Origin of the sequence: Sphaerotilus sp. (assembly GCF_031429695.1) — a bacterium.
GTDB lineage: Bacteria > Pseudomonadota > Gammaproteobacteria > Burkholderiales > Burkholderiaceae_C > Sphaerotilus.
In genome coordinates, this window is sequence record NZ_JANPAB010000083.1 from 1 (window position 1) to 24805 (window position 24805).

Annotated in this window: 22 protein-coding genes and 1 pseudogene; 9 read left to right on the forward strand and 14 right to left on the reverse strand. The window is 69.0% G+C overall.

From position 1 onward, the window contains the following. Nucleotides 1-155 (reverse strand): annotated as a pseudogene (locus RMP06_RS16490) (IS5/IS1182 family transposase); the annotation flags it as partial. Nucleotides 156-243: 88 nt separating this feature from the next. Between RMP06_RS16490 and RMP06_RS16495 the strand changes: the two are divergent. After that, on the forward strand, nucleotides 244-2754 hold the full coding sequence (locus RMP06_RS16495) for a type I restriction endonuclease subunit R (protein ID WP_310462885.1): 2511 nt from the start codon (nucleotides 244-246) through the stop codon (nucleotides 2752-2754). A gap of 33 nt (nucleotides 2755-2787) precedes the next feature. Here RMP06_RS16495 and RMP06_RS16500 read toward each other — a convergent pair whose 3' ends face one another. The 3 genes from RMP06_RS16500 to RMP06_RS16510 form a co-directional block, all read right to left on the reverse strand. Then, nucleotides 2788-3450 carry a transaldolase family protein gene (locus RMP06_RS16500; protein WP_310462886.1) on the reverse strand — a complete coding sequence of 221 codons (663 nt, stop codon included), beginning with the start codon at nucleotides 3448-3450 and terminating at the stop codon, nucleotides 2788-2790. 4 nt (nucleotides 3451-3454) lie between these two features. Further along, nucleotides 3455-4399 (reverse strand): ABC transporter permease, encoded by a 945-nt coding sequence (locus tag RMP06_RS16505; protein WP_310462887.1) that lies wholly within the window; start codon nucleotides 4397-4399, stop codon nucleotides 3455-3457. Between the two features lie 106 nt (nucleotides 4400-4505). Beyond that, nucleotides 4506-5462, reverse strand: coding sequence for a sugar ABC transporter substrate-binding protein (locus RMP06_RS16510; protein ID WP_310462888.1), 957 nt, complete (start codon nucleotides 5460-5462; stop codon nucleotides 4506-4508). Nucleotides 5463-5663: 201 nt separating this feature from the next. On the opposite strand from RMP06_RS16510, the gene RMP06_RS16515 reads away from it, so the two are divergent. Together RMP06_RS16515 and RMP06_RS16520 are read left to right on the forward strand one after the other, a co-directional pair. After that, a complete protein-coding gene (locus RMP06_RS16515; protein WP_310462889.1) occupies nucleotides 5664-6464 on the forward strand; it encodes an ATP-binding cassette domain-containing protein in 801 nt (266 codons plus the stop codon). A 26-nt stretch (nucleotides 6465-6490) separates the two neighbouring features. Then, complete coding sequence (locus tag RMP06_RS16520; RefSeq protein ID WP_310462890.1) at nucleotides 6491-7708, forward strand: ROK family transcriptional regulator; 1218 nt, start codon at nucleotides 6491-6493, stop codon at nucleotides 7706-7708. Here RMP06_RS16520 and RMP06_RS16525 read toward each other — a convergent pair. The 6 genes from RMP06_RS16525 to RMP06_RS16550 form a co-directional block, all read right to left on the reverse strand. Further along, nucleotides 7689-8648, reverse strand: coding sequence for a pseudouridine synthase (locus tag RMP06_RS16525; RefSeq protein WP_310462891.1), 960 nt, complete (start codon nucleotides 8646-8648; stop codon nucleotides 7689-7691). The two genes, RMP06_RS16520 and RMP06_RS16525, sit on opposite strands and share 20 nt — an antisense overlap. Continuing rightward, entirely contained in the window at nucleotides 8645-9493 is an 849-nt protein-coding gene (gene trhO / locus RMP06_RS16530) for an oxygen-dependent tRNA uridine(34) hydroxylase TrhO (protein WP_310462892.1), read from the reverse strand. The genes RMP06_RS16525 and trhO overlap by 4 nt, the downstream gene beginning before the upstream one ends. Next, nucleotides 9490-10554: an endonuclease/exonuclease/phosphatase family protein gene (locus RMP06_RS16535; protein WP_310462893.1), complete on the reverse strand. Its 1065-nt coding sequence runs from the start codon at nucleotides 10552-10554 to the stop codon at nucleotides 9490-9492. Before RMP06_RS16535 ends, trhO begins: the two co-directional genes overlap by 4 nt. Nucleotides 10555-10620: 66 nt before the next feature. After that, nucleotides 10621-11562, reverse strand: coding sequence for a TAXI family TRAP transporter solute-binding subunit (locus tag RMP06_RS16540; protein ID WP_310462894.1), 942 nt, complete (start codon nucleotides 11560-11562; stop codon nucleotides 10621-10623). 21 nt (nucleotides 11563-11583) lie between these two features. Continuing rightward, the gene (locus RMP06_RS16545; protein ID WP_310462895.1) at nucleotides 11584-11745 is read right to left on the reverse strand and encodes a hypothetical protein; all 162 of its coding nucleotides are present in this window, start codon (nucleotides 11743-11745) and stop codon (nucleotides 11584-11586) included. Beyond that, nucleotides 11742-12464: a hypothetical protein gene (locus tag RMP06_RS16550; RefSeq protein ID WP_310462896.1), complete on the reverse strand. Its 723-nt coding sequence runs from the start codon at nucleotides 12462-12464 to the stop codon at nucleotides 11742-11744. Before RMP06_RS16550 ends, RMP06_RS16545 begins: the two co-directional genes overlap by 4 nt. Before the next feature lie 216 nt (nucleotides 12465-12680). Here RMP06_RS16550 and RMP06_RS16555 point away from each other — a divergent pair, with 216 nt between their 5' ends. Genes RMP06_RS16555 through RMP06_RS16570 form a run of 4 tightly spaced genes read left to right on the forward strand, consistent with a single transcriptional unit; the run spans nucleotide 12681 to nucleotide 17326 of the window. Continuing rightward, the gene (locus tag RMP06_RS16555) at nucleotides 12681-13919 is read left to right on the forward strand and encodes a TAXI family TRAP transporter solute-binding subunit (protein WP_310462897.1); all 1239 of its coding nucleotides are present in this window, start codon (nucleotides 12681-12683) and stop codon (nucleotides 13917-13919) included. Continuing rightward, nucleotides 13919-15418, forward strand: coding sequence for a sensor histidine kinase (locus RMP06_RS16560; RefSeq protein WP_310462898.1), 1500 nt, complete (start codon nucleotides 13919-13921; stop codon nucleotides 15416-15418). The genes RMP06_RS16555 and RMP06_RS16560 overlap by 1 nt, the downstream gene beginning before the upstream one ends. Then, nucleotides 15393-16367, forward strand: a complete 975-nt coding sequence (locus RMP06_RS16565; RefSeq protein ID WP_310462899.1) for a response regulator transcription factor — start codon at nucleotides 15393-15395, stop codon at nucleotides 16365-16367. Before RMP06_RS16560 ends, RMP06_RS16565 begins: the two co-directional genes overlap by 26 nt. Next, nucleotides 16325-17326, forward strand: coding sequence for an AEC family transporter (locus RMP06_RS16570; protein WP_310462900.1), 1002 nt, complete (start codon nucleotides 16325-16327; stop codon nucleotides 17324-17326). Before RMP06_RS16565 ends, RMP06_RS16570 begins: the two co-directional genes overlap by 43 nt. Before the next feature lie 22 nt (nucleotides 17327-17348). Here the strand turns inward: RMP06_RS16570 and ypfJ are convergent, their stop codons facing one another. Together ypfJ and RMP06_RS16580 are read right to left on the reverse strand one after the other, a co-directional pair. After that, entirely contained in the window at nucleotides 17349-18245 is an 897-nt protein-coding gene (gene ypfJ / locus RMP06_RS16575) for a KPN_02809 family neutral zinc metallopeptidase (protein WP_310462901.1), read from the reverse strand. A 90-nt stretch (nucleotides 18246-18335) separates the two neighbouring features. After that, nucleotides 18336-19244: a LysR family transcriptional regulator gene (locus RMP06_RS16580; RefSeq protein ID WP_310462902.1), complete on the reverse strand. Its 909-nt coding sequence runs from the start codon at nucleotides 19242-19244 to the stop codon at nucleotides 18336-18338. 92 nt (nucleotides 19245-19336) lie between these two features. Here RMP06_RS16580 and RMP06_RS16585 point away from each other — a divergent pair, with 92 nt between their 5' ends. Together RMP06_RS16585 and RMP06_RS16590 are read left to right on the forward strand one after the other, a co-directional pair. Further along, a complete protein-coding gene (locus tag RMP06_RS16585; protein WP_310462903.1) occupies nucleotides 19337-20041 on the forward strand; it encodes a haloacid dehalogenase type II in 705 nt (234 codons plus the stop codon). Between the two features lie 11 nt (nucleotides 20042-20052). After that, nucleotides 20053-22251, forward strand: coding sequence for a malate synthase G (locus tag RMP06_RS16590; RefSeq protein WP_310462904.1), 2199 nt, complete (start codon nucleotides 20053-20055; stop codon nucleotides 22249-22251). 102 nt (nucleotides 22252-22353) lie between these two features. Here the strand turns inward: RMP06_RS16590 and RMP06_RS16595 are convergent, their stop codons facing one another. Next, nucleotides 22354-23856: an ATP-binding protein gene (locus tag RMP06_RS16595; protein ID WP_310462905.1), complete on the reverse strand. Its 1503-nt coding sequence runs from the start codon at nucleotides 23854-23856 to the stop codon at nucleotides 22354-22356. Next, the gene (locus RMP06_RS16600; protein WP_310462906.1) at nucleotides 23853-24680 is read right to left on the reverse strand and encodes a caspase family protein; all 828 of its coding nucleotides are present in this window, start codon (nucleotides 24678-24680) and stop codon (nucleotides 23853-23855) included. The genes RMP06_RS16595 and RMP06_RS16600 overlap by 4 nt, the downstream gene beginning before the upstream one ends. Nucleotides 24681-24805: the final 125 nt, after the last annotated feature.

Below are 24805 nucleotides of genomic sequence, written 5' to 3' on the forward strand. Positions count from 1 at the left end.
TACGTCGTCGGTCTCCCAGGCTTGCCGCTGACTGGCGCTGCCTGCCACGCCATGTCCCGATCCAGCCACATCGTCAGCGACCCCCTGGCTCTCAGCGCCTTCGTGTAGGGCGACCAGTTCTTCGTCGTGTACTTCTTCTTCTCCGGCTTGATCATCCCGTCAGCCTACCTCACCGCTCGACCACCGGCCGGCTGGGTGGGTTGTGCAACAAAGCCCTTCGCCGTCACCAACCGCGAAGCCGCGATGAGCACCCGGCTCAAGGGCCTGGACACCGTCTTCCTGCCCTTCAACCAGGGCCACGACGGCGGCGCCGGCAACCCGGTCAACCCGAACGGCTACGCCACCGCCTACCTCTGGGACGAAGTCTGGGCGCGCGATTCGTGGCTCGACATCCTCGGCCGCTACCTCGTGCCGGTGAAGAACGACCGCAAGCAGCTCGTCGGCTGGATCTTCCCGCGCTACCACCAGCTCGACGCCACCCGCAAGGTGCTCGCCGCGGTGCGCACCGACGGCCCCGGCCGCAAGTACCTGGTCCAGCACTCGGCCGGCTCGGGCAAGACCAACTCCATCGCCTGGACCGCGCACTTCCTGGCCGACCTGCACGACGCCGAACACCGCAAGGTCTTCCACAGCGTCATCGTCATCTCCGACCGCACGGTGCTCGACAGCCAGTTGCGCGAGGCACTGACCGCCTTCGAGCGCACCCAGGGCGTGGTCGCCATCGTCAGCGGCGACGGTGCGAGCAAGAGCCGGGAACTGGCCGAGGCGCTGGCCGCGGGCAAGAAGATCGTCGTCTGCACGCTGCAGACCTTCCCGTTCGCCATTGAAGAGGTCCGCCAGCTCGCCGCGACCGAGGGCAAGCGCTTCGCCGTCATCGCCGACGAGGCGCATTCGTCCCAGAGCAACGAGACCGCCGCCAAGCTCAAGCTGCTCCTCAACGCCGCGGATCCGGCCGACCTCGCCGACTGGGCAGACGGCGGCGAGATCGACACCGAAGACCTGCTGGCCGCGCAGATGAGCGCCAAGGCCGGCGGAGACCAGGCCGCAGGCATCACCTGGGTCGCCTTCACCGCCACGCCCAAGGACAAGACGCTGCAGCTTTTCGGCGTCCGGCCCGACCCGACGCGCCCGCCCGCGGCCGACAACCTGCCCGCCGCCTTCCACGTCTACTCGATGCGCCAGGCCATCGAGGAAGGCTTCATCCTCGACGTGCTGGCCAACTACACCAGCTACAAGACCGCGTTCACGCTCGCGCACCGCGACACGGGCGAGGTCATCGCCTCGCCCGAGGTCGATCAGTCCGCCGCCATGAAGGGCATCATGGGCTGGGTGCGGCTGCACGAGTACAACATCGCCCAGCGCGTGCAGGTGGTGGTCGAGCACTACCGCCGCCACGTCCAGCACCTGCTCGGCGGCAAGGCCAAGGCGATGGTCGTCACCGGCAGCCGCAAGGAGGCCGTGCGCTGGCAACTGGCGATGCGCCGCTACATCACCGCCCACGGCTACCAGCTCGACGCCCTGGTGGCCTTCTCCGGCGAGGTGGACGATCCCGACAGCGGCCCTGACCCGTTCACCGAAGCCAGCCAGGCCCTCAACCCGCGCCTGCACGGCCAGGACATCCGCACGGCCTTCAAGGGCGGCGGCTACCACCTGCTGCTGGTGGCCAACAAGTTCCAGACCGGTTTTGATGAGCCGCTGCTCTCGGCGATGTACGTGGACAAGCGCCTGGGCGGCATCCAGGCGGTGCAGACCCTCTCGCGGCTCAACCGCTGCCACCCGGGCAAGGACACCACCTACGTGGTCGATTTCGTGAACGACCCGCCGGAGATCCTGGCCGCGTTCAAGAAGTACCACCAGACCGCCGAGCTGGCCGACGTGACCGACCCGAACCTGGTGTTCGAACTGCGCGCCAAGCTCGACGGACAGGCGCTCTACGACACCTTCGAGGTCGAGCGGGTGGTGCAGGTCGTGCTCAAGGGTGCCAAGGCCCGGCAATCGGAGCTGGACGGCGCGCTGACGCCGGTGGCGCAGCGCCTGCTGGTCAGCTACACCCAGGCCCGCCACGCCTTCGACGCCGCCGACGAGGGCAGCCCCGCCCGCCAGCAGGCCAAGGACCGGCTCGATGCGCTGAGCCTGTTCAAGCGCGACCTCGGCGCCTACACCCGGCTCTACGGCTTCCTGTCGCAGATCTTCGACTACGGCAACACCGACGTTGAAAAGCGGGCGATCTTCTTCAAGGGCCTGCTGCCGCTGCTGACCTTCGGGCGCGAACGCGAGGGGGTCGATCTGTCGGCGCTGCGGTTGACCGCATACACGCTCAAGGACATGGGACAGGCGGTGCTGGACCTGCGCCAGGGCGAGCCGGAGAAGATCCAGCCGACCAGCGAATCCGGCAGCGGCAGCGTGCAGGACAAGCAGAAGGTGCTGCTCGACGAGCTGATCGCGCGGGTCAACAGTCTGTTCGAGGGCGACCTGTCACCGGGGGACAAGCTGGTCTACGTGAACGAGGCCATCCGCGGCAAGCTGCTGGAGCACCCGGACCTCGTGCTGCAGGCGCGCAACAACACCGAGGCGCAGTTCGCCAGTTCGCCCGACCTGCACGACCGCCTGATCGACGCGGTGATCGAGGTGCGCTCGCGCTACAGCGCGATGAGCGACCAGGCGCTGGCCAGCGAGGAGACGCAGCGGGCGATGCTGGCCTTTCTGCTCGGGCCGGGGCGCTTGTGGGAGACCTTGCGGGCGCAGGCGGGGTGAGCGGTTGCACGGGTGGCCGCCGTGCCGGGGTGCTTACTCCGCCGCGTCGGCGAGGAAGCCGCGCTCCGCGGCAATCGTCGCCTCGTGGTCCACCAGCTCGGCGAACAGCGCGGGCGGAATCGTGATGGCGCCAACGCCGAGCGCCAGCAGATCGAGGTAGGCCTGCCGGCTGCGGATGCTTGCCACCAGCAGCCGCATCGGCGAGCCGCTGGCGGTCACCAATGCCTGCATCCGGCCGATCAGCGCAAGGCCATCCACGCCGGAATCGTTCAGCCGGCCCAGGTAGGGCGCTGCGTAGGCGGCGCCGAGTTCGGCGGCAAAGTGCGCCTGCTCCAGCGCATAGACCGCCGTGTAGGTCACCGGCACGCCGCGGGCGGTGAGGGTGGCGCCTGCGGTCAGCCCGGCGCGGGTGGCCGGGATCTTCACGACGAGCTGGCCAGGATCGAACGGCCGCAGCAGCGTGTCCGCGTCCGCCAGCATGCCGTCCACGTCCGGCGAGCGGACCTGCGCCTGCACCTGCTGCGCGCCCAGCCGCAGCAGCGTGTCCAGCAGCCCCGGCAGCGCCTCCCAGGTGACGCCGGCCCGCTTGAGCAGCGTCGGATTGGTGGTCACGCCATGCACCACCGGGTGCGGCAGGCAGGTGCGCAGCGCGCCGAGGTCGGCGCTGTCGAGGTAGAGATGGAACGGCTGGGGCATGGCCTTATTTTCGCAGCAGCCGCTTGCGCCGGATCACGTCGATCCACACCGCGATGATCACCACCGCGCCGATGGCCATCATCTGCTTGAACTGCGAGACCTCCAGCAGGTTCATGCCGTTGCGGATCATGCCGATCAGGATGGCGCCCAGCAGGCTGCCCCACAGGCTGCCGCGCCCGCCGAACAGCGAGGTGCCGCCCAGGATCACGGCGGCGATCGCGTCCAGCTCGAACATCTGCGCCATCTTGCCGCTCGACGAGTCCATGCGGCCCATCAGCACGATCGCCGCCAGCGCGCACGACAGCCCCGACACCAGATAGACGCCGAGCTTGTACCAGCGGATGTTGATGCCGACCTGGCGCGCGCCCATCTCGTTGGAACCGATGGCGTAGACGTAGCGGCCGAGCTTGGTGCTCGACAGGATGAAGCCCATCACGCCGTAGAACACCGCCATCACGACGATCGGCATGGGGATGCCGAGCAGCTCGCCGTTGCCGATGAAGGGGAAGGGCTCGGGCAGGCCGGCCATGTCGAAACCGCCCGTGGACTCGAACGCCAGGCCGCGCCACAGCGTCAGGCCACCCAGCGTGACGATGAACGCCGGAATGCCGACGAAGGCGACGAGATAACCGTTGAAGAGACCCACTGCGGCGCCGATGCCGAAGGCGGCCAGAATCGCCAGGTAGGGATTGATGCCCAGCTTGACCATCATGTAGCCGGCCACCGCACCGGCCAGCGCGGTCAGCGCGCCCACGGCCAGATCGACGCCGCCGGTCAGGATCACGAAGGTCTGCCCGCCGGCGAGCAGCGCGATCACCGACGCCTGCACCAGGATGTTGCTCAGGTTACGGCCGCTCAGGAAAAACGGCGAGGCCACCGAGAGGAACACCCCCAGCACCAGCACGGCCACCAAGGCCCCGTACCACTCTTGTCGCGTGATGTAGCGCATGGCTCTTTGTCCGAGTTGCAAAGCGAGTTTCAAACAGGTTTCAAGGCTTGGAAACGGCAACGGCCGGACCTCAGCGGCCCGGCCGTTGCATCACCGGCTCAGCCGATCACTTCTTCTTCATGAACTGGCCGACGCCGGAGTCCTTGGCGAACTGGTCCACGTTGGACGGCAGGACCAGGAAGCTGCCGGTGTCGATGCGGGCATCGACCTTCTTGCCGTTGGCCGCAGCGATGGCGGTTTCAACGCCGACGGCGCCGATCTTGGCCAGCATCTGGGCGGCGTTGGCTTGCTGCCAGCCGTCCTTCATCATGTCCAGGCCGCCGGGCGAGCCGTCGAAGCCGGCGATCTTGACCGAGCCGGGCTTCAGGCCAGCCGACAGCATCGCGGCCTTGGCACCCAGCGCGCCGCCGTCCCAGGCGCAGGCGATGACCTTGGCGCCCGGGTTGGTGCGCAGCGCGGCTTCGACGCCGTTCTGGGCCATCGTCTGGTCCCAGGTGGTCGCCACATCGACGACCTTGACGTTCTTGCGCTTGGCGTTCAGCCCTTGCAGGAAGCCGTCGCGGCGCTCGCGGCCGGTGGACTGGCTCTGGTCGCCGGTCACGTAGATGACGGTGTCGCCGTCGTTGACCTGGTCCGCGGCCCACGAACCCTGGACGTTCGCGGCCTTGATGTTGTCGGTGGCGACGTAGCTGGTGATCTTGGCACCGGTGATGCCGGTGTCCACGGCGACGACGTGGATGCCGGCGGCCATGGCCTTGTTGATCGCGGGGGCGATGCCGGCGCTGTCGACCGGGGCGATGGCGATGGCGTCCACCTTGCGGGTGATCATGTCTTCCACGATCGCCAGTTGCTTGGACAGCTCGCCCTTTTCAGCGGCCAGCTCGATGAACTTGACGCCCGCCTTCTTCGCCGCATCCTTGGCGCCGCCGTTGATCAGCGTCCAGCCTTCGTTGGTGTTGCCGTTGGTGATGTAGGCAATGGTCTGCGCCTGCGCGGCCGACATCAGCAGGCCAGCGGTGAACATGACTGCCGCCAGACGGCCCAGGGTGCGATTGAAGGACATGGTGTGTCTCCAGGAATGGAATCTAGGAATCGAGGGTGGGGTGTCCAGCAGGCTCGGCTCGGCGTCCGCGTCAACCTGTGGTGCACCGCATTGGATCCGCCTTGCACACATAAGTAAACCTAGGTGATTTACTAATGCGCCACCCTGGCCGCTGGGGCATCCTCGGCGCCATCCTCCCTGACTGTCAAGGACGCCCCTGCCATGGCCCTTTCCACGAACACCCCGCGGCCCGTGCTGGAAATCAGCGGCCTGACCAAGCACTACGGCGGCGTCAAGGCGCTGACGGATGCACAGTTCTCGCTCGCTCCCGGTGAACACGCCGCGATCGTTGGCGACAACGGCGCCGGCAAGAGCACCTTCGTGCGCCTGATCACCGGCGTGGAGCAGCCCAACAGCGGCACCATCGCGCTCGATGGTCAGGTGGTGAGCTTCGATTCGCCGCTGGACGCCCGCGAGCAGGGCATCGAGACCGTCTACCAGACGCTCGCGCTGGCCGAGGATCTGGACGTGCCGGCGAACATCTTCCTGGGGCGCGAGATCACCCGGCTGTCGCTGGGGCCGCTGTCCATCCTGAACCACAAGGCGATGCGCGCCCAGTCGGTCGAGATGCTGGCCACCACCGGCGTGAAGATCCAGGACATGAGCGAGAGCCTGCGTGGCATGTCGGGCGGTCAGCGGCAGTGTGTGGCGATTGCGCGGGCGGCCGGTTTTGCCAAGAAACTCATCATCCTCGACGAGCCGACCGCCGCACTCGGCGTGCAGGAAACGGCCCGTGTCGAGCAGATCATCAAGGGCCTGAAATCCCGTGGCGTTCCGCTGATCATCATCAGCCACAACCTGCGGCAGGTCTTCGATCTCGTGGACCGCATCTGGGTTTTCCGCCAAGGGCGCATCATCGCGAATCTGGAGACGCGCCACACCCACCCTGAGCAGATCGTCGGCCTCATCACCGGGGCGATCGATCCGGCCCGGCTGGTGCGGGAGCCTGCCGCCACTGTCTGACCCCTGTTCCGTTCCCGATGCACCTGATGAATCCGACCTTCGAAGCCGATGAACGGGCCGTACGCGGCTCCAACCACACCGGCATGCGCCAGTTCAACGAGCGCATCGTGCTGCAGGCCATCCGCCTGCACGGCGCGATCCCCAAGGCCGACCTCGCCCGCCTGACGCAGCTCTCTTCGCAGACGGTTTCGGTCATCGTCAGCCGGCTGCTCGACGACGGGCTGCTCATCAAGCAGGAGCGCATCCGCGGCAAGATCGGCCAGCCCTCGGTGCCGCTGTCGCTCGATCCGGACGGGGCGATCAGCCTGGGCGTGCAGGTGGGGCGGCGCAGCCTGGAGGTGCTGGCCTGCGACTTTGTCGGTCAGGTGCGCTTTCGCCATGAGTTCCACTACGCCTACCCCGATCCGGCGCAGGTGCTGCCCTGCATCCAGCAGGGACTGGATGCGCTGCAGACCCAGCTCGGACCCCTGTGGGACCGTGTGGTCGGCCTTGGGCTGACCTCGCCGCTGTCGATGGACAAGTGGGCCAGCCTGCTCGGCTCGCAGGCGCACAACGCGCTGGCCGGCTGGCAGCACATGGACCTCAAGCAGGAAGTCGAGGCGATGACCCACCTGCCGGTGAGCTTCGCCAAGGACACGACGGCGGCCTGCGTGGCCGAGCTGCTGCAGGGCCACGGCCAGAACGTGCGCAGCTTCCTCTACGTCTTCGTCGGCACCTTCGTCGGCGGCGGGCTGGTGCTGTCGGGTCACATCGACATCGGCCACCGCGGCAACGCGGGCGCCATCGGCTCGCTGCCCGTCGGCGTGGCGCGCGACGGAGTGGCGCCGCCGCAGTTGCTCGAAGTCGCCTCGGGCTGGCAACTGGAGCAGGCGCTGCAGAAAGCCGGGTTCGACCCCTTGCTGGTGCAGCAGGACACGATCATGGACGCCGCCTACGCGGTCTACACCGAACCGTGGCTGGAGCAGGCCGGCCTGGCGCTGGCGATGACGGTGGCCAGCGGCGCGGCCATGCTCGACCTCGACGCGGTGGTCATCGACGGCTCGCTGGCCCGGCCGTTGATCGACGCGCTGCTGGTGCGCACCCGCGATCGGCTGGCCGCCTACAAGTTCGACGGCATGCACCAGCCGGCGCTGCTCGCCGGGCGGGTCGGGGCGCATGCGCGGGCGCTGGGCGGCTCGCTGCTGCCGCTGCACACGCAGTTCTTCCCGGACAAGGACATCTTTCTCAAGCCGTCGATGGCGTGAGCGTCGGGTCGTCCAGACGCAATGTGCGCGGACTCGCGAAGCGCCGCGGCTCCCCCGTCACCGGATCCGTGAACGCGATCTCCCGCGCCAGCAGCCGCAGCGGCTCGGTGTAATCCGGCTCGGCGCCCGGCGCGAGATCCGGTTGCAGCACCGGGTAGATCCGGTCACCGACGATCGGGATACCGAGTGCGTTCAGGTGAACCCGCAACTGGTGCTTCTGGCCGGTCTGCGGCGTCAGGCGGTAGCGGGCGAGGGGGCCGTGTCGCTCGATCAGGTCGATGCGCGTCACGGCGTTGGGCTCGCCCGGCACCTCGTGCATCTGCATGAAGGCCTCCTCGCGCTCGGCCAGCCGGCTGCGGCGCTCCAGCGGCAGCGTGGCCGCCAGTGCATCGGACCACGGCGCCACGGCTTCGTAGACCTTGTGGATCACCCGGTCCCGGAACATCGACTGGTAGGCGTGCCGCGTCTCCGGCCGGACCGAGAACAGCACGACCCCCGCCGTCTCCCGGTCCAGCCGGTGCATCGGCACCAGCGTCTCGATGCCGGTCAAGCGCTTCAGGCGCACCAGCAGCGTCTCCTGCACATAGCGGCCCTTGGGCGTCATGGGCAGGAAATGCGGTTTATCCACAGCCAGCAGCCACGCGTCCTGGAACAGGATCTCCAGCTCGAACGGGATGCGCGGCTCGGGCGTGTCCAGCGTGCGCCAGTACCAGAGCGTGCTGTGGATAACACAAGCATCGTCGGCGCTGACCGCCCGGCCCTGCGTGTCCAGCACCTCACCGCGCCCGAGTCGCTCGCGCCAGTCTTCAGGCGAAACTGTGGATAACCTGTGGACAAGAAACACCAGCACGGTGGACCACGGCCCCGGCGTGACGGCCACGCGGCTGGCGCTGACACCCTCCCGCATCGGCGGGGACCAGACGGGGCGGGCGCGGCTCATGGGCCGGCGGCCGCGTCGAGCCGACGGGCGCGGTCGAGCCGCCACGCCTCGTCGGGCTGCGCCGGGTCATAGACCTGCTCGGCGGTGGTCGCCGTTTCGTGCAGCCGGGCATCCAGCGCGATGCGGTTGTCGAACACGAAGCATTCGCCGCGCCACGGGTCGTCGGCATCGGGCGGAGCGGCGGTGTGCTGCAGGTAGTGCAGGATGCCGCCGTCGAGCTGGAACACCTCCAGCCCGAGTTCCTCGCGCATCCACACGCCGGTCTTTTCGCAGCGGATGCCGCCGGTGCAGTACATGGCCACACGTTGTCCACAGGATTTCCACAGGGGAGCCCGGGTACGCACCCGATCGGCGAAGTCGCGAAAGTTGTCCACACCCGGATCGGCCGCCCCGCGGAAATGCCCGAGCCGCCACTCGAAGCGGTTGCGGTTGTCGAGCACCACCACGTCGCCGCCCGCGAGCAACTCGCGCCAGGCGGCCGGGCTCAGGTGCGTGGCGGCGCGCTGTTCGCGGGTTGCGTCGAGGCCGCTGATGGCGGGCAGGCCGAGGGCGACGATCTCCGGCTTGACGTGGACCTTCATCCGGGCGAACGGTGCGGTCGTGCAGGTGCTGCGCTTGAAGTGCAGGCCGGCGAAGGCGCCGCCGAAGACCGGGTCGCCCGTCAGCGCGGCCTCGAAGGCCGCCACCGCCACGGCGGGCCCCGCGACCACGCCGCTGAGCCCTTCGGTCGCGACCACGAGGCTGCCGAGCACGTCGCGGCTGCGCGTGCGCAAGGCGTCGGCGACCGCGGCGGGATCGTCCAGCCGGGTGAAACGGTAGAACGCGCTGTGGACCACGTCGCTCATCGGGTGGGGACCACAAGATCGGCCACCACGGGCCGGTGCTCCGAGCCGCCACGCCAGCCGACCCAGGCATTGCGCACGCCGATCTCCGGGCTGACGAGGATGTGGTCGATGCGCAGGAAGCTCACCCCCGGTTTGAGCGAATGCCCGTGGGTGAAGCCCCAGCCGCGGCCACCAGCGGAAAACGCGTCGCGCAAGCCGAGCCCAAGGAAGGTCTGCACCACGACCGAGTGCTCGGGCGCGTTCAGGTCGCCAGCGACGATGGTGGGCTGCTTCAGCGGCGCCAGTGCCCCGACGATGCGGTCGGCCTGGGTCAGGCGGTCAGCGAAGTTGGCACGCCAGTCATCCAGGCCGCTCAGGCGTTCCTCGCGGGTGGCGTTCAGGCCCTCGCGCGGGGTGAGCAGGTGGGCGGTGACGAGGTCGATGCGGGTGCCATCAATGTCCACCGTGCAGCGAACGTACTCGTGTTTCTCGTTCTTCAGCGACATGTCGGCCGGTGCGCAACCGTTGACCGGGAAACGGCTGGCCACGGCGTACTGCCCATAGGCATAGAGCTTGTGCTTGGGCAACACCGCGCGCATGCCGTAGGGCAGATCCCCCTGGCGCGAGACCTCGCGGGCATCCTGCATGACGAGGATGTCAGGCTGCTGCTGCGCGATCTCGTTGTTCAACTGCACGAAGCCGCCCTCGCGGAACACCGCGCGGTAGGACTTGATGTTGTAGGTCATGACGCGCACGGTGCGGGTGCCCGGCGCGTCGGAGGGCAGGTCGGTGCGGCCGAGGCCGAGCGAGAGGTCCATCACCGACACCAGCACCAGCCCGAGTGCCCCCGCCGCAACGAGTCGCCACGCCCAGCCCAGCAGGAACGACAGCCCGAGCGCGAGCACCGCCGGCACGGCATAGGCCAGGAACGGCACGTAGCGCAGCAGCTCGACCCAGCCGGTGCGCGCCGGGCCGTGGTGGAAGAGCCAGGACAGGCCGACCGCGCACAGCAGCGACAGCACGACGGCGCTGCGCGCCAGCCAGCGCAGGGCAGGGAGGGCGGGGAAGATCAAGGGGCTCAAAGTGCAAGGCTCCGCGGCACGGTCAAGGGCGGATTGTCACCTCCGCTCCATGACCCCACGGTGGGTTCAGCGCTGGGCGGTCGCGCGGGCAGCGCTGCGCTCGAACACTGGCCAGTGCGGCGCGGCACCTGCCTCCACCTGTGCCCAGGCGCTGTGGTGGCCGACGGTGTCACGCAGCGCGTCGAGCTGCTGCTGCAGGCAGGCGCGCAGCTTCAGCAGCGGGGCGGCCGCTGCCGCGGAACGCACCTCCCGCACCGCCAGCACGGCTTCGGTGGCGACCGTCGCCACCCCCTGCGCACCCAGTTGGCTGTAGCTGAGCTTGGCCGGACGGTAGACATGGCGCAGCCGCGATGCCCAGGGCTCCGGCACCGAAAGGAGCTTCACGCTGCGGTCCAGCCCCGCCATCCACGCCAGCGGCGCGCCGCCGACCGCCAGCACCGCATCGATGCGGCGGCTGCGCAGTGCCTGCATCGCGTCCTCGGGGCCGTTGAACTCGGTGACGCTGTAGTCGATCTCGGCCTGGAGCTGCACCAGCCGCGCGGTCACCGTCCCGCCGCCCCAGGCACCCACCCGGCGCTTGCCCAGGTCGCCGAGTGTGTTGAACACCACGTTGCGCCCGCCGATGCCCAGCACGCCGCCCTCGACCAGCGGCGCGGCCAGCGCCAGCAGGTGGACCGGCTCCGGGTGCAGGGCGACCAGGGCGCGGATGCGGCCGAGGTCTTCGGTGGTGCGCCGCGCGTGCAGCACGTCGGTCTGCACGAACGCCGCCGCGACCTCGTTGTGCAGCAGCCGGTCGATCGACTCGTTCGAGCCGGACGCGGGTTTCTCGACCAGCGCCAGGCCGGCGGCGGCACCGCAGACCTCGGACAGGTCCTTGAACATCGAGGCGTAGGTGCCTTGTGGCAAGCCGGTGGACACCAGCAGCGTGCTTTGGGCCGTGGTCAGCGGGGTGGTCAGCGCCATGGCTGTGGCCGTGGTCCAGATGCGGAGGGTGGTGCAGGCGGTCATGGGGTGCTCCGGTCGAGGGGATCAGAAGATCTTGAGCGTGCCGAGTGGCCCTGGCCCGCTGCCCTGGTTGACGGCGGGGGCGGGCGCTGCGGCTGTGGCCGGTTCTTCGGGTGGGCTCCACCACAGGTAGAGCGCCACCAGCACGGCCATCAGCAGCAGCGACGTGAGGAGTCGGTAGTTCATGGCCGGGGGGCTCCTTCCTGGCCGTCCTTGGGCAGGGTCTGCAGGTCCAGGACCAGTTCGGTTTCGAGGCTGGCGAAAGCCCGGTTCATCTCCAGTCGCACGCTGTCGAGTGCAGTGCGCTCCAGCAACTGCTCCATCGGGTCGCCGCGGGTAGCGCCGAGCGAGCTGCTCAGCGCACGTTCTGCCTCGACCAGCGCCCACTCGGTGCGGGCACGGTCCACCTCCTGCTCGAAGGCGGCGACCGACTCCGCCGCTGTGCGCAGCGCGCGCTTCTTCTGCTCGCGCAGCTGGGTGGCGCGGCCGGCGCGTTCCAGCCAGCGCGGGGCGGCGTCCGGGTTGCGGCGCGCGAACTCGCCAGCCTGGTCGACAAAGGCATCGATCTGGGCGATCGCGTTCTGGAGCTGGACGCTGGCCTCGGTGAGCGCAGCGCGGCGGTCCAGCAGCAGGTTTTCCAGCGTGGGCAGGGGGCTGCCGCGCGCCTCGCCCTGCATCAGCCGCAGGCGCAGGTTGGCCAGCTTGAGCGCGAGGACTGGCGCGAGCTGCACGCCGGCCATGCCGAGCGCGCCGGCCACCATCAGCCCGACCATGCCCTGGACGATGGTGAAGACCACGGGGGCCACGACCAGCGCACTGCCCAGGCCGAGCGCCCAGGTCAGCGGGCGGGCGAGCTGGGTGGCGCGCAACTGGTGCCGGAGGTCATGGGGTGCGGCGGTGTGCATCGTCGGCTCCTGGTGCGGGACGCGGGGTTCGCGTCGGTGCATGCAGGATGCCCGTGGGTGCGGCTGCCTTCCATATGGGGGCACCCCTGCATCGCTGGCGCCACCGACATCACCGACCTCACAGACATCACCGGAGGTGCTGCCGTTTCCAGCAGGACCATCCTTCTAGAATGTCGAGAAGTTCACGAATTCGCGCGGTGCTGGGAGGCTGGTGTGGTGGGATCTGTGACGGGGTGGGCCGCGGTCAATGGGCCGCTGCTGATCGTGGGCCTGGGGGTGCTGCTGATCGGGCTGCTGCTGCCCTGGCTGACGGCAGGGTTGAGCACCGACCGCTGGTTGCGCGGCTCGGTGGTGGTGGCGGGCGTTCTCGCCTGCGGGGGGGCGCTGTGGCCGATGGTGCGGCAGGATCCCGGCAACGACGCCATTTCCACAGCCAGCGTGGGCACCCCCCGGGGGAGCAGTCTGACACCCGCGGCCTGTGTGGACACGCTGTCCCGTCGCATGGGCGAGCTGACGGCGGCGTCCCGTCTGGTGTCGATCGCCGAGGCGGCCAGCGCGCCGGCGCGGGTCGATCCGATCGGGCTGGTCAGCGGCAGTGCCACGGGCACTTACCACGCGGTGGCCGACGACCTCGTTGCGGTGGCGCGCCAGCAAGGTGTGCCGCTGTTCAACCGCGAGACCTTGGGCAGCCTGGACAATCTGCGCAAGCTCGCTGATCCGAACGAAAACGCTGCGCTGGGCTTCGCGCAGTCGGACATCCTGGCGTGGCTGGCGCGCTCGGACGATCCCGCGAACCGCAAGGCCGCCATGCTGCTGCGGCTGGTGCTGCCGCTGTATGCCGAGGAAGTGCATGTGCTGGCCCGCACTGGCGTGCAGACGCTGGGCGATCTGGCGGGTCGGCGCGTGGTCACTGCGGCCAGCTCGCAGGGCAGTCTGCACACGGCCGAAAACTTGCTGCGCGCTGCCGGTGTGGTGCCCGCCAGCCTGGACAGCCAGCAGACGGCGGCTGCCGCGCTGTGCAGCGTGCTCACGGGCCGCGCCGATGCGATGGTGATCGTGGCTGGCAAGCCCACGCCGAATCTGGTCAGTCTCGACGCCCTGCGCGACCACCCGGCCCGTCCACTGGACAGCGTTCACCTGCTGTCGCTGGAGCTGCCCGCCGGCACCGTGGGCTACGAAACGGCCCGCATCGACAGCGGCGACTACCCCTGGGTGGCACAGCCCGTGTCCACGCTGGCAGTGCGCGCGCTGCTGATGGCCTTCGACTTCTCGCCGCAGCGCACGGCTTACCAGCAGCGCCGCTGCCGGCAACTGCAGCGCCTGGGGCGGCTGATCGAGCGCGAATTGCCTGCGCTTGGGCAAGCGCCGCACCACGCCAAGTGGCGCGAGGTCGATGCGCAGCGCCCGGTGAGTGGCTGGCGCCGCGATACCTGTTCCCGGCTGGGCGGCGGCTGATGGCCACCAGCGGCACATGGCCCGCCGCACCGCGCCAGCGCATCCGCTGGCTGCGGCGCCTGGCGGTGGCCGCCGCCGTCGGCACCGTGACGCTGCTGCTGGCGCTGATCTGGGAGTTGCTGCCGGCGCGGCTGGACCCGAACCGCGCCGCCCAGGCCGTGGCGGTACCCACGGCGGCTGACCGCCCGCGCGACACCGTGGCCGGCGACGCCTGCGCCCGTCAGCTGATCGGCGCCTGGGTCCAGCTGAGTCCGACCCAGCGCCGCAGCGACCTGGACCTCCTGCCGCTGAGCGCGACCGCGTTGCGCTGCAGCGCCGACCAGCCGGGGCTGGTCGAGGCGCACCTGCTGCGGCTCGACGACGGCCAGCCCGAGCGCTATCTGCACGGCGAAACCGAGGACTTCGCCACGCCCGACTACCTCGCACGGGCCCGCACGGCGCTGGCGCGCGGCGGGCCCGTCGAGCTGGAGGCGCCGACCGGCCGCTTCTCCGACCGGCTCCACGCCGTGCCGGGCAGCCAGCCGCCGCTGGTGCTGGTGCAGCGGTACCAGTCCATGGCACCGCCGCTGGCTGTCGTTTTGGGGCCATCGGACGGAGTGCCTGTCGCCGTGCGGCAGGTGCAGGTGTTGCTGTCGGTGCTGGCGGTCGGACTGGTGGGGCTGGTCGGCGGGAGTCTGCGCTGGCTCAGCCGCTCGCAGCGCGACTACCGGCGCGAACTCGAATCCCTGAACGAACAACTGCGCCAGGACGCCTTGAAACTGCGCCAGGATTCCTTGATCCAGTTGATGGGCCATCGCTCGGGCGAGCTGCTGCACAAGCTGTCCAACCACAGCGGGGCCTGTCTGGTGGCACTCGACGGTGTGGCCAAGCACCTGAAGGCCGGCCGCCACGACTTGCTGGACGAGGGGGTGCGCATCGCCGGCCGGGCCGCGCAACACCTGCACGACATCGTCGAACGCTACCGCCCCGTGCTGCGCGACGAGGCGGCCAAGGAGCCCTCGCTGCTGCGCGACACCGTCACCGACGCGATGGCGCAGGTGAGCGGCTATGCCGCCACACACCGCGTGGTCATGCACAACGCGGTTTCGGCCGAGTTGCCTGCGATCACGATGGACCGGCTGATCCTGTGCGAAGTGCTCAGCAACCTGCTGCACAACGCCATCTCGGTGATGGAGACCACGCCCCTCACCAACCGGCTGATCAGCGTCGAGAACTACCTGGACGAGGACGCAGGCCAGGTGCAGATCCATGTGCGTGACCGCGGCCCCGGCGTCCCGGCTGCCTTGTGCGAGAAGGTGTTCGAGCACGGCTATTCCACCCGCCGCGGTGGCAGCGGTTGGGGCCTCTACATCTGCCGGCACTGGGTCGAGAAACTCGGCGGGCGCCTGATCGTCACCGACAACCTGCCGCGTGGCGCCGACTTCATCATCACGCTGCCGCTGACCCCGCCCGCCGTGCCCGAGGAATCGACCCATGCACCCGTCCAGCCTGTCGCCTGATCCGCAGGTCGAAGCACCTCTGGTGCATGTCGTCGATGACTATGACGAGTACCGCGACGGTCTGCTCTACAGCTTGCGCGCGGATGATTTCGCCGCACGCGGCTATGCGAGCGGCGAGGCGTTCCTGGCCGAACCGCTGTGGCTGCGGCGCGGTGTGGTGACGCTGGACATCGACTTCGAGCCGCCAGGGTCGATGAACGGCCTGCAACTCTTCAACCGGCTGCTGGCACAGCGCTGCCCGATGCCGGTGGTCTTTCTGACCGGGCCGCATGGCGGCGACGTGCGGCTGGCGGTGCAGCAGGTCACGCGCCGGGCCGATGTCGACTTTTTCTCCAAGCAGGCGCCGCTGGACGAGCTGAAGGACACGATCCGCCGCTTCCTGGCCCGTGAACCTGCGCTGCGCCAGGCGGCGGAGCACGAGCGCCGCCTGCTGCAGATCGTGCTGGACGGGCTCACGCCGGCCGAGCGCGAGGTGATCAGCCGCGTGCTGCGTGGCCAGACCAACTACGGCATTGCCCGTGCGCTGAACAAGGAAGAGGGCGTGGTCGAACTGCAGCGGGCCAGCGCGCTGAAGAAGCTGCTCGGCGACAGCCGCTCGCCGCAACTGCTGGTTGAAACGCTGCGTCCGCTGCTGGACCACCACGGCGCCGTGTCGCTGACGGCGCTGGCCGAGCACGAACTGTTGCACCGCCTCGGGCTGCTTGATCCGCTGGCGCGCGACGTGCTGATGGCCGCAGTCGATGGCCGCAGCGACACGCAGATTGCCCGCGACCACGGCTGGCTCGGCGAGGCCGACCGCGAGCGCCGCCACCGCGCCGTGGTGCAGGGCCACCTCGATCGCGCACTGGCGCTGATGCAGGCCGATGCCGTGCGCCAGGTGCGCAAGTGGCTGGGATACTTCGCCCCATGCAGGCCATCTTCTCCGTCACCGTCCCCTTCTTCGCCCTGATCCTCATCGGCTATCTGGCGGCGCGGCGCGGGCTGCTGCCGCTGGCGGCGGTGCCGGGGCTGAATGCATTTGTCCTGTACTTCGCGCTGCCGTGCATGCTGTTCCGCTTCGGGGCGAACTTGCCGGTGCGCGAGCTGTTCGACCCGGTGGTGCTGGGCGTGTACCTGCTGTGCGCCCTGGCCGTGGTGGCGCTCACGGTGGTGACGACACGCCGGGCGGCGGGCAACCTGCGCGACACGGCGTTCGGCGCGCTGGTGGCCGCGTTTCCGAATACCGGCTTCATGGGCGTGCCGCTGCTGGTGGCGCTGGTCGGGCCGGCGGCGGCGGGACCGACGATCACGACGGTGCTGGCCGATCTGTTCGTCACCAGCTCCCTGTGCATCGCCCTCGCGCAACTGCACCATGACGACCCGGCCGCCAGCCATGCCGGTGACGCCGCGGCGGCACGGGCGGCGATCGCCCGTTCGCTGCGTGCAGCCTTGGTCAATCCGCTGCCGTGGTCGATCGGGCTGGGTGCGCTGGCCTCGGTGACCGGGTTCGCGCTGCCGGGGCCGCTCGCCAAGGTTGCGGGCATGCTCGCCGACGCGGCCAGCCCGGTCGCACTGTTCACGATCGGTGCGGTGCTGTGGCGCTCGGGACTGGATGCGCAGGGTCGCCCCGGCGCGTCGATGCCGGTCAGGCGCTTCCTGCCGGTGGCGCTGATCAAGCTGGTGGTGCATCCGCTGCTGGTGTGGGCAGCGGCCTCGGCGGCGCAGGCGGCGGGGCTGGCGCTGAGCGATTTCCAGTTGATGGTGCTGGTGCTGGCCGCCGCGCTGCCCAGCGCCAGCAACGTCTCGCTGCTGGCCGAGCGCTATGGCGCCGACAACGGCCGCATCGCCCGGATCATCCTGGCCTCGACCGTGCTGGCCTTCGGCAGCTTCGCGGTGGTGGCGTGGTGGTTCGGGGCTTCGCCGGCCTGAACCGGCTTGAGCTGGTTCGGTTTCAGAGGTTGCGCGCCTGGAAGGTGTCGCACTGCGCGATCTGTCCGCTTTGCAGCCCGCGCTTGAACCACGCCATGCGCTGCTGGCTGCTGCCGTGGGTGAAGCTCTCCGGCCGCACGCGGGCACCGGCGTTGCGCTGCAGCGTGTCGTCGCCGATCTGCGAAGCGGCGTTCATCGCCTCCTCCAGATCGCCGGTTTCGAGGAAGCTCTTCGCCTGCTCGGCGTTGTGGGCCCAGACACCGGCGAAGCAGTCCGCCTGCAGCTCCAGCCGCACCGACAGCGCGTTGGCCTGCGTTTCGCTGACGCGCTCGCGCAGGCTGTCGACCTTGTCGGTGATGCCCATCAGGTGCTGTACGTGGTGGCCGACCTCGTGCGCGACGACATACGCCTGCGCGAAGTCGCCCGGCGCGCCGAGCTGGCGGCGCATCGTGTCGAAGAAGTCGAGGTCGAGGTAGACCTTCGAGTCGCCGGGGCAGTAGAACGGCCCCATCGCCGCCTGACCGGTGCCGCAGGCGGTGCGCGTGGCGCCGCGGTAGAGCACCAGCACCGGTTTCTGGTACTGCGCATTGGCCTGGCGGAACACGCCGTCCCAGGCGTCCTCGGTCGAGGCCAGCACCTTGGAGATGAAGCGGGTGCTCTCGTCCTGCTGCGGCGCGGCGCGGGTGCCGGGCGCAGGTTGCTGCACGACCGCCGGCTCGCTGGCACCGTCCATGCCGCCCAGCACATTGATGATGGTCAGCGGGTTGATGCCGAACACCCAGCCCGCGACGACGGCCAGCGCCACCGTGCCCAGCCCGACGCCGCGGCGTCCGCCGGGCAGTCCACCGCCGCCGCCGAAGCCGCCTGGTCCGCGGCGGTCTTCCACCTTGCTGCTCTCGCGCTGGTCGTCCATCTTCATGGGAGTGCTCCTTGTGTCAGGTCAGGCGTGAATTGTTACCGCCGATGCCGCGATCATGCCAGCCACGACAACCCGTGTGCGGGAGGTGGATCAGTCGGCGCTCCAGTAACCCGGCGCGCTGTAGCTGTGCTTCAGGAAGTCCACCCACAGCCGCACCCGCAGCGGCAGATGCCGCACATGCGGCAGCACGGCGTAGATGCCATTGGGCGGTGCGGCGTGCTCGTCCAGCACGCTGACGAGCCGGCCGGCACGCAGGTCCGCCTCGACCTCCCAGGTGCTGCGCCATGCCAGCCCCAGCCCCTGCAGGCACCAGGCGTGCAGCACCTGGCCGTCCGAGCAATCGAGCCTGCCGGGCGGGCGCAGGTACTGCACTTCGCCATCGACCCGGAACGCCCAGCCGCGCGACTGGCTGGCCTCGGAGCTGAGCGTGAGGCATTCGTGGCGCATCAGGTCGAGCGGCTGCTGCGGCGTGCCGGCCCGCGCCAGGTAGGACGGCGCGGCCACGCAGCGGCGGCGGTTGTCGGCCAGCCGCACGGAGATCAGGCTGGAGTCGGGCATGTCGCCGACGCGCACGGCACAGTCGTAACCCTCGTTGACCATGTCGATGATGCGGTCCGACAGATTCAGCGACAGCGACACCTCGGGGTGCAGGGCGAGGAACCGGGGCAGCAAGGGCGCCACATGCCGGCGCCCGAAGCCGCCCGGTGCGGTGATGCGCACATGGCCGCTCGCCTTCACGCCGCCGGCGCTGACGCTGGCCTCGGCGCTGGCGAGGTCCGCGAGCACGCGGGTGCAGTCTTCAAGGAAGGCGCTGCCCTCGTGCGTCAGCGTGAGCTTGCGGGTGGTGCGCACCAGCAGCTTGACGCCCAGGCGCTCCTCCAGCGCGTCCAGCCGCCGGCCGATCACCGCGGGCGCCACCCCTTCGGCCAGTGCGGCGGCGGTCAGGCTGCCGCGGCTGACGACGGCGGTGAAGGTTTCGAGTTGCTTGAGGCGGTCCATGCCGGATTGTGGATTACCTGCATTCAGGTCACAAATCATTCGATATTCAGACCATCAATGATTCTGCAGGGTTGCAATACAGTCGCATCACCATGCACAAGCTGTCCTCTGCCGCCGCCCCTCAGGCCGTCCTGTTCGACGCCTACGGCACGCTGTTCGATGTCTACAGCGTCGCGCTGACGGCCGAGCAACTCTTTCCCGGCCGGGGCGAGGCGCTCTCGCTGCTGTGGCGCGAGAAGCAGATCGACTACACGCGGCTCATCACCATGAGCGCGCCCGACGGCAGCCGCTACCGCCCGTTCTGGGACATCACCCGCGCTGCGCTGCGCTACGCCGGCGCACGGCTGCAACTGGCCCTGACGCCCGAGTCCGAGGACCGGCTGATGAACCAGTACCGCCACCTGAGTGCTTTTCCCGAAGTGCGCGAGGTGCTGGAGGGCCTGAAGGCCCGCGGCATCCCGACCGGCATCCTCAGCAACGGCGACCCCGACATGCTCGGCATCGCGGTGCGCAGCGCCGGCTTGGGGCCGCTGCTCGACCACGTCATCAGCGTCGAGCCGGCGCGCGCCTTCAAGACCGATCCGCGCGCCTACGCCCTCGGCCCGAAGACGCTCGGCTTGCCCGCGAAACAGATCCTGTTCGTCTCCAGCAACGGCTGGGACGCGCTCGGCGCCACCTGGTTCAGCTACACGACGCTGTGGGTCAACCGGGCCGGCGCGCCGCTCGACACACTCGGCACCGAGCCGACCCGCGTGGGCAGCAGCCTGCGCGATGTCCTGAATTTCTTTCCTTCCTGAGGTTTCACACCATGACCGCACGCACCACGATCCACGGCCTCCAGGTGGCCACCGAACTGTTCCGCTTCATCGAGGATGAAGTGCTGCCGAACACCGGCGTTGCCCCGGCGACGTTCTGGTCCGGCTTCGGCGCCATCGTCAGTGACCTGGCGCCGAAGAACGCCGCGCTGCTGGCCGAGCGCGACCGCATCCAGCTCGACATGGACGCCTGGCACAAGGCGCATCCCGGCCCGATCGCCGACATGGCCGCCTACCGCGCCTTCCTGACGCAGATCGGCTACCTCGTCCCGGTGCCCGAAACCGTGCCGACCACCACGGCCAACGTGGACGCCGAACTCGCGCTGCAGGCCGGCCCGCAATTGGTGGTGCCGATCCTCAACGCCCGCTACGCGCTGAACGCCGCCAACGCGCGCTGGGGTTCGCTGTACGACGCGCTGTACGGCACGGACGCCATCTCCGAGGCCAATGGCGCAGAAAAGGCCGGCGGCTACAACCCGGTGCGCGGCGCCCGCGTGATCGAGTTCGCCCGCAACTTCCTCGACCAGGCCACCCCGCTGGCCGGCGCCACGCACAAGGATGCCACCGGCTACCGCGTCGAAGGCGGCCAGCTGGTCGTGTCGCTGAAGGGCGGCGCCACCGCCGGTCTGGACAACCCGGCCCAGTTTGTTGGCTACCAGGGCGACGCTGCGGCGCCGACCTCGATCCTGCTGGTGAACAACGGGATGCACATCGACATCCTGATCAACCGCACCACCGCCACCGGCAAGACCGACGCCGCTGGCGTGTCCGACGTGGTGATCGAGTCGGCGCTGTCCACCATCCTCGACCTGGAAGACTCGGTCGCCGCCGTGGACGCCGAGGACAAGGTGCTCGCCTACCGCAACTGGCTCGGCATCCAGCGCGGCACGCTGACCGAGGAAGTCACCAAGGGCGGCAAGACCTTCACCCGCCGCCTGAACGCCGACCGGGTCTACACCGGCCCGAACGGCGGCGAAGTCGTGCTGCACGGCCGCTCGCTGATGTTCGTGCGCAATGTCGGCCACCTGATGACCAACCCGGCCATCCTCTGGGGCGCCGAGGGCCAGGAAATCCCCGAGGGCATCCTGGACGCCGTCGTGACGACCACCATCGCGCTGCACGACCTGCAGCGCCACGGCGCCAACGGCCTGAAGAACAGCCGCAGCGGCTCGGTCTACATCGTCAAGCCGAAGATGCACGGCCCGGCCGAAGTGGCGTTTGCGGGCGAGCTGTTCGGCCGCGTCGAGCAACTGCTCGGCCTGCCCGACAGCACCGTCAAGCTCGGCATCATGGACGAGGAGCGCCGCACCAGCACGAACCTGAAGGCGTGCATTGCCGCTGCGTCGTCGCGTGTGGCGTTCATCAACACCGGCTTCCTCGACCGCACCGGCGACGAGATGCATACCGCCATGCACGCCGGCCCGATGCTGCGCAAGGGTGACATCAAGTCCAGCGCCTGGATCGCGGCCTACGAGCGCCGCAACGTGCTGATCGGCCTGTCCTGCGGGCTGCGTGGTCGCGCACAGATCGGCAAGGGCATGTGGGCGATGCCGGACCTGATGGCCGCGATGCTGGAGCAGAAGGTGGCCCACCCGAAGGCCGGTGCGAATACCGCCTGGGTGCCCAGCCCGACCGCCGCCACGCTGCACGCGCTGCACTACCACCAGGTCAACGTGTCGGCGGTGCAGCAGCAGATTGAGGCCAGCGGCGACGCCACCAACCCGGCGCTGACGGACAAGCTGATGAACGACCTGCTGACGGTGCCGGTCGCCGCCGACGTGACGTGGAGCGCCACCGAGCGCCAGCAGGAGATCGACAACAACGTGCAGGGCATCCTCGGCTACGTCGTGCGCTGGATCGACCAGGGCGTGGGCTGCTCGAAGGTGCCGGACATCAACGGCGTGGGGCTGATGGAAGACCGGGCGACGCTGCGGATTTCGAGCCAGCACCTGTGCAACTGGCTGCTGCACGGGGTTGTGAGCGAGGCACAGGTGCGCGAGGCGTTTGCGCGCATGGCGGTGGTGGTGGATGGGCAGAACGCGGGTGATCCGCTCTACAAGTCGCTGGCGGCGAATCAGGACGGTGCAGCTTATCAGGCGGCGCTGGATCTGGTGTTCAAGGGGCAGACGCAGCCGAGTGGGTACACGGAGCCGCTGCTGCACGCTTGGCGGTTGAAGGTGAAGGCTGCCTGATCAGTCTGTGCTTCAGAGGAGGCGGCGCTGTCTGGCGCCGCCTTCATTTGCCTCACGAGATAATGAACTACGCTGCAAGTCGTTGATTTGAATGGTTTTTACTCAACCTGGCGTTTCATTATCAAATGACCAAGATAATGAACCTTGGTCCTGCGTCTCTTTCGAGGGCTTGGTGTACCGGGCTTGCTGGCGAGACGCCGCAGGCAGCGGCTCCAGCAGACCTTGGCTGACCCATTGGCGCAACTGTCGGGATGCGGCCAGCGTGTCCCAGCCGCTGATGGCACGCAGCCTGGCGTTGCCGATCGACCCCTCCCGGTCGATCCAGTCGCTCACCTCGTCCCACACGCTGGGGCGTTCGAGGTTCAGCAGCGTCACCGTCACGCTCTCGACGGCCGCCTCGGTGGACTGCCGGTACTGCGGTGGGTAGAGCTTGGCCGCCGCCATCTCCGAGAACATCATCTTCACGCCCTCGCCTGCATCAATGTTGGGTGGTACAGGAAATTCGCGCAGGTTCTGCGCGATGAGCGGGTTACGCGCCTTACTTCCCGCCCTGGCGATGTTGTCTGGGGTGATGCGACCAGGGAGCAAGCCGGGGCTTTCCACCTCGATGCGGTCGTCGAAGATGCGGATGAAGATGTCGCGGTTCAGCCGATAGTCGCGGTGGATCACGGCGTTCACGATGGCCTCCTTCACCACCCGCTCCGGGTACACATGCCGTGCCCTGAAGCCGCTGCTGGCCAGCGTCAGGCCGGCCGCCAGTTCGTCCAGCACCAGTCGCACCGCTGCATCGATCTGATCGACCAGCGGGCCGCGCACGGTCTTGGCGGGTTTGCGTAGGTTGGGTGTGGCCCCTGGTAGCGGCTGTTTGCCGTCGTACACCATCACGCGGATGTCGGCCCGCGTGTCATGGGCCGCCAGCAGGCTCCCCGGTTCTTCCGCGAACAGCAGGACGGCGGCGCGTGTCGGCCGGACCTCGCCGTCCACCACATCGGCCAAGCCCAGACGCCGCAACTGCTCCGCGATGGTACCGCTGCGCAGGCCGCGTGCGGCCACGAAGGTGCGCCAGGTGCTGGTGTCCAGCAGGTCCAGCCGGATCGGCACCACCTCGGCCACGGCGCTGCGCACACCGCGCCGGTAGGCCAGTTCCGCAATCTCCACCGCGCTCAGCTCGCGGTTGCTGGCGTCCATGCGCGTCCAGGTGCCGTTGCCGACGATGGAGTGGATCTGCTCGCTTTTCTCCACCCGGAGCAGCACCACATGCCCAGGCTGCCCGTGGTGCAGCGTCCAGGGCAGACGCAGCCAATGCAGCCCGGTGATGGCGGGCGTGAAGCGGTGAAGCAGCTCGCGCCGGAAGTCGTCGAAGCCCTCTGGGTTCTCCTCAATGCCGAACAGGCGGCTCGCCGATGGGTCGCCCGGTTTCACGGCCTTGGCGTCCCCGATGCCAATGACCAGCCAGCCGCCTTCGGCATTGGCAAAGGCGCAGACCGTCTCGTACAGCCGGCCTTGCTTGCCGCTGATGCGCTTGAAGTCGAGGGTGCGGCTTTCGGGGGTGGCCAGCAGGGTGGCGATGCGGTCAGCCGTTTGAGGGGAAGAGGCATCGCTCACTTTTTCACTCCCCGCCTCACCGGCTGTGCCACCGCGAACGGATCCCCCGGCGTGTCCTGCATCGGCACCTGCCGGTACTTGAATGTCTTCTCGGTGATCTCGGGCACGAGCCGGCGCACATGCGTGGCGATGTCGGTGACATCGACTTGACCGTTGTTGTCGTAGTCGGCGTTGTCCAGCGCGTCGAGCACCACCCACGAGAACACGCCGTGGTCCTTGTAGCCTTCGAGCGCCATCTTGTCGCTGCTGCTGGCGACGATCACGGCGCGGTTGCTCAGGCGGATCAGGCTGGCGAAGGCGCCTTTTTCCTCGCCCGCCCGCGAGGCCAGTTGCACGACGTTGCCGGCGCGGCAGGTGTCGAGCAGCAGCAGCGAGCGCACCGGCAGCCAGCTCATCCAGGTGCGCAGGCGGCTCTGGCTGACGGCTTGGCGGCTGATGGACTGGTCGTTCTCGTAGACCAGCTCATGGGGCAGGAAGTGGTATTCGCCGCTGTCGGCCAGCACGGTGCCGTGGCCCGCCATGTAGAGCACGAAGGTGTCGTTCGGCCGGGCCTTGGCCGCCATCGCCTTGAGCGTGGCCTCGATGTTGGCGACGGTGGCTCGAGCGTCGGTCAGGGCGGTGGCGTTGACGCGCTGCTTGAACAAGGCGCCGCCGCGCTGGCGGAACCGTTCGGCGATGTCCTCGGCGTCGCGGGCGGCGTATTTCAGGCGCAGGTCGGCGTCGTGGTACTCGGTGACGCCGACGGCCAGGACATGCAGCGTCGCTTCCTCGCGGGCGGCGGCGGCGCGGGCGTTGTCGGCTACCTTGACAGGGCTTTGTTGCATAACCCAGCCGAGGCTGAGTTTCCCCTGACCCCAGACGGAGTTACGCCACAGCCCGCGTCACCGGGGTGCCCAAGTGGGTGAAGCGGTTGAGCACTGCGGCCCGCACCTGCAACTCCACCACCTGC

Bases quoted from the DNA above. Each gene is read 5' to 3' on its own strand.
- RMP06_RS16600 (WP_310462906.1), bottom strand. From the start codon at position 24,680: ATGCAACAAAGCCCTGTCAAGGTAGCCGACAACGCCCGCGCCGCCGCC.
- RMP06_RS16520 (WP_310462890.1), top strand. From the start codon at position 6,491: ATGAATCCGACCTTCGAAGCCGATGAACGGGCCGTACGCGGCTCCAAC.
- RMP06_RS16565 (WP_310462899.1), top strand. From the start codon at position 15,393: ATGCACCCGTCCAGCCTGTCGCCTGATCCGCAGGTCGAAGCACCTCTG.
- RMP06_RS16510 (WP_310462888.1), bottom strand. From the start codon at position 5,462: ATGTCCTTCAATCGCACCCTGGGCCGTCTGGCGGCAGTCATGTTCACC.
- RMP06_RS16505 (WP_310462887.1), bottom strand. From the start codon at position 4,399: ATGCGCTACATCACGCGACAAGAGTGGTACGGGGCCTTGGTGGCCGTG.
- ypfJ (WP_310462901.1), bottom strand. From the start codon at position 18,245: ATGAAGATGGACGACCAGCGCGAGAGCAGCAAGGTGGAAGACCGCCGC.
- RMP06_RS16590 (WP_310462904.1), top strand. From the start codon at position 20,053: ATGACCGCACGCACCACGATCCACGGCCTCCAGGTGGCCACCGAACTG.
- RMP06_RS16570 (WP_310462900.1), top strand. From the start codon at position 16,325: ATGCAGGCCATCTTCTCCGTCACCGTCCCCTTCTTCGCCCTGATCCTC.
- RMP06_RS16495 (WP_310462885.1), top strand. From the start codon at position 244: ATGAGCACCCGGCTCAAGGGCCTGGACACCGTCTTCCTGCCCTTCAAC.
- RMP06_RS16560 (WP_310462898.1), top strand. From the start codon at position 13,919: ATGGCCACCAGCGGCACATGGCCCGCCGCACCGCGCCAGCGCATCCGC.
- RMP06_RS16540 (WP_310462894.1), bottom strand. From the start codon at position 11,562: ATGACCGCCTGCACCACCCTCCGCATCTGGACCACGGCCACAGCCATG.
- trhO (WP_310462892.1), bottom strand. From the start codon at position 9,493: ATGAGCGACGTGGTCCACAGCGCGTTCTACCGTTTCACCCGGCTGGAC.
- RMP06_RS16500 (WP_310462886.1), bottom strand. From the start codon at position 3,450: ATGCCCCAGCCGTTCCATCTCTACCTCGACAGCGCCGACCTCGGCGCG.
- RMP06_RS16545 (WP_310462895.1), bottom strand. From the start codon at position 11,745: ATGAACTACCGACTCCTCACGTCGCTGCTGCTGATGGCCGTGCTGGTG.
- RMP06_RS16550 (WP_310462896.1), bottom strand. From the start codon at position 12,464: ATGCACACCGCCGCACCCCATGACCTCCGGCACCAGTTGCGCGCCACC.
- RMP06_RS16525 (WP_310462891.1), bottom strand. From the start codon at position 8,648: ATGAGCCGCGCCCGCCCCGTCTGGTCCCCGCCGATGCGGGAGGGTGTC.
- RMP06_RS16580 (WP_310462902.1), bottom strand. From the start codon at position 19,244: ATGGACCGCCTCAAGCAACTCGAAACCTTCACCGCCGTCGTCAGCCGC.
- RMP06_RS16515 (WP_310462889.1), top strand. From the start codon at position 5,664: ATGGCCCTTTCCACGAACACCCCGCGGCCCGTGCTGGAAATCAGCGGC.
- RMP06_RS16585 (WP_310462903.1), top strand. From the start codon at position 19,337: ATGCACAAGCTGTCCTCTGCCGCCGCCCCTCAGGCCGTCCTGTTCGAC.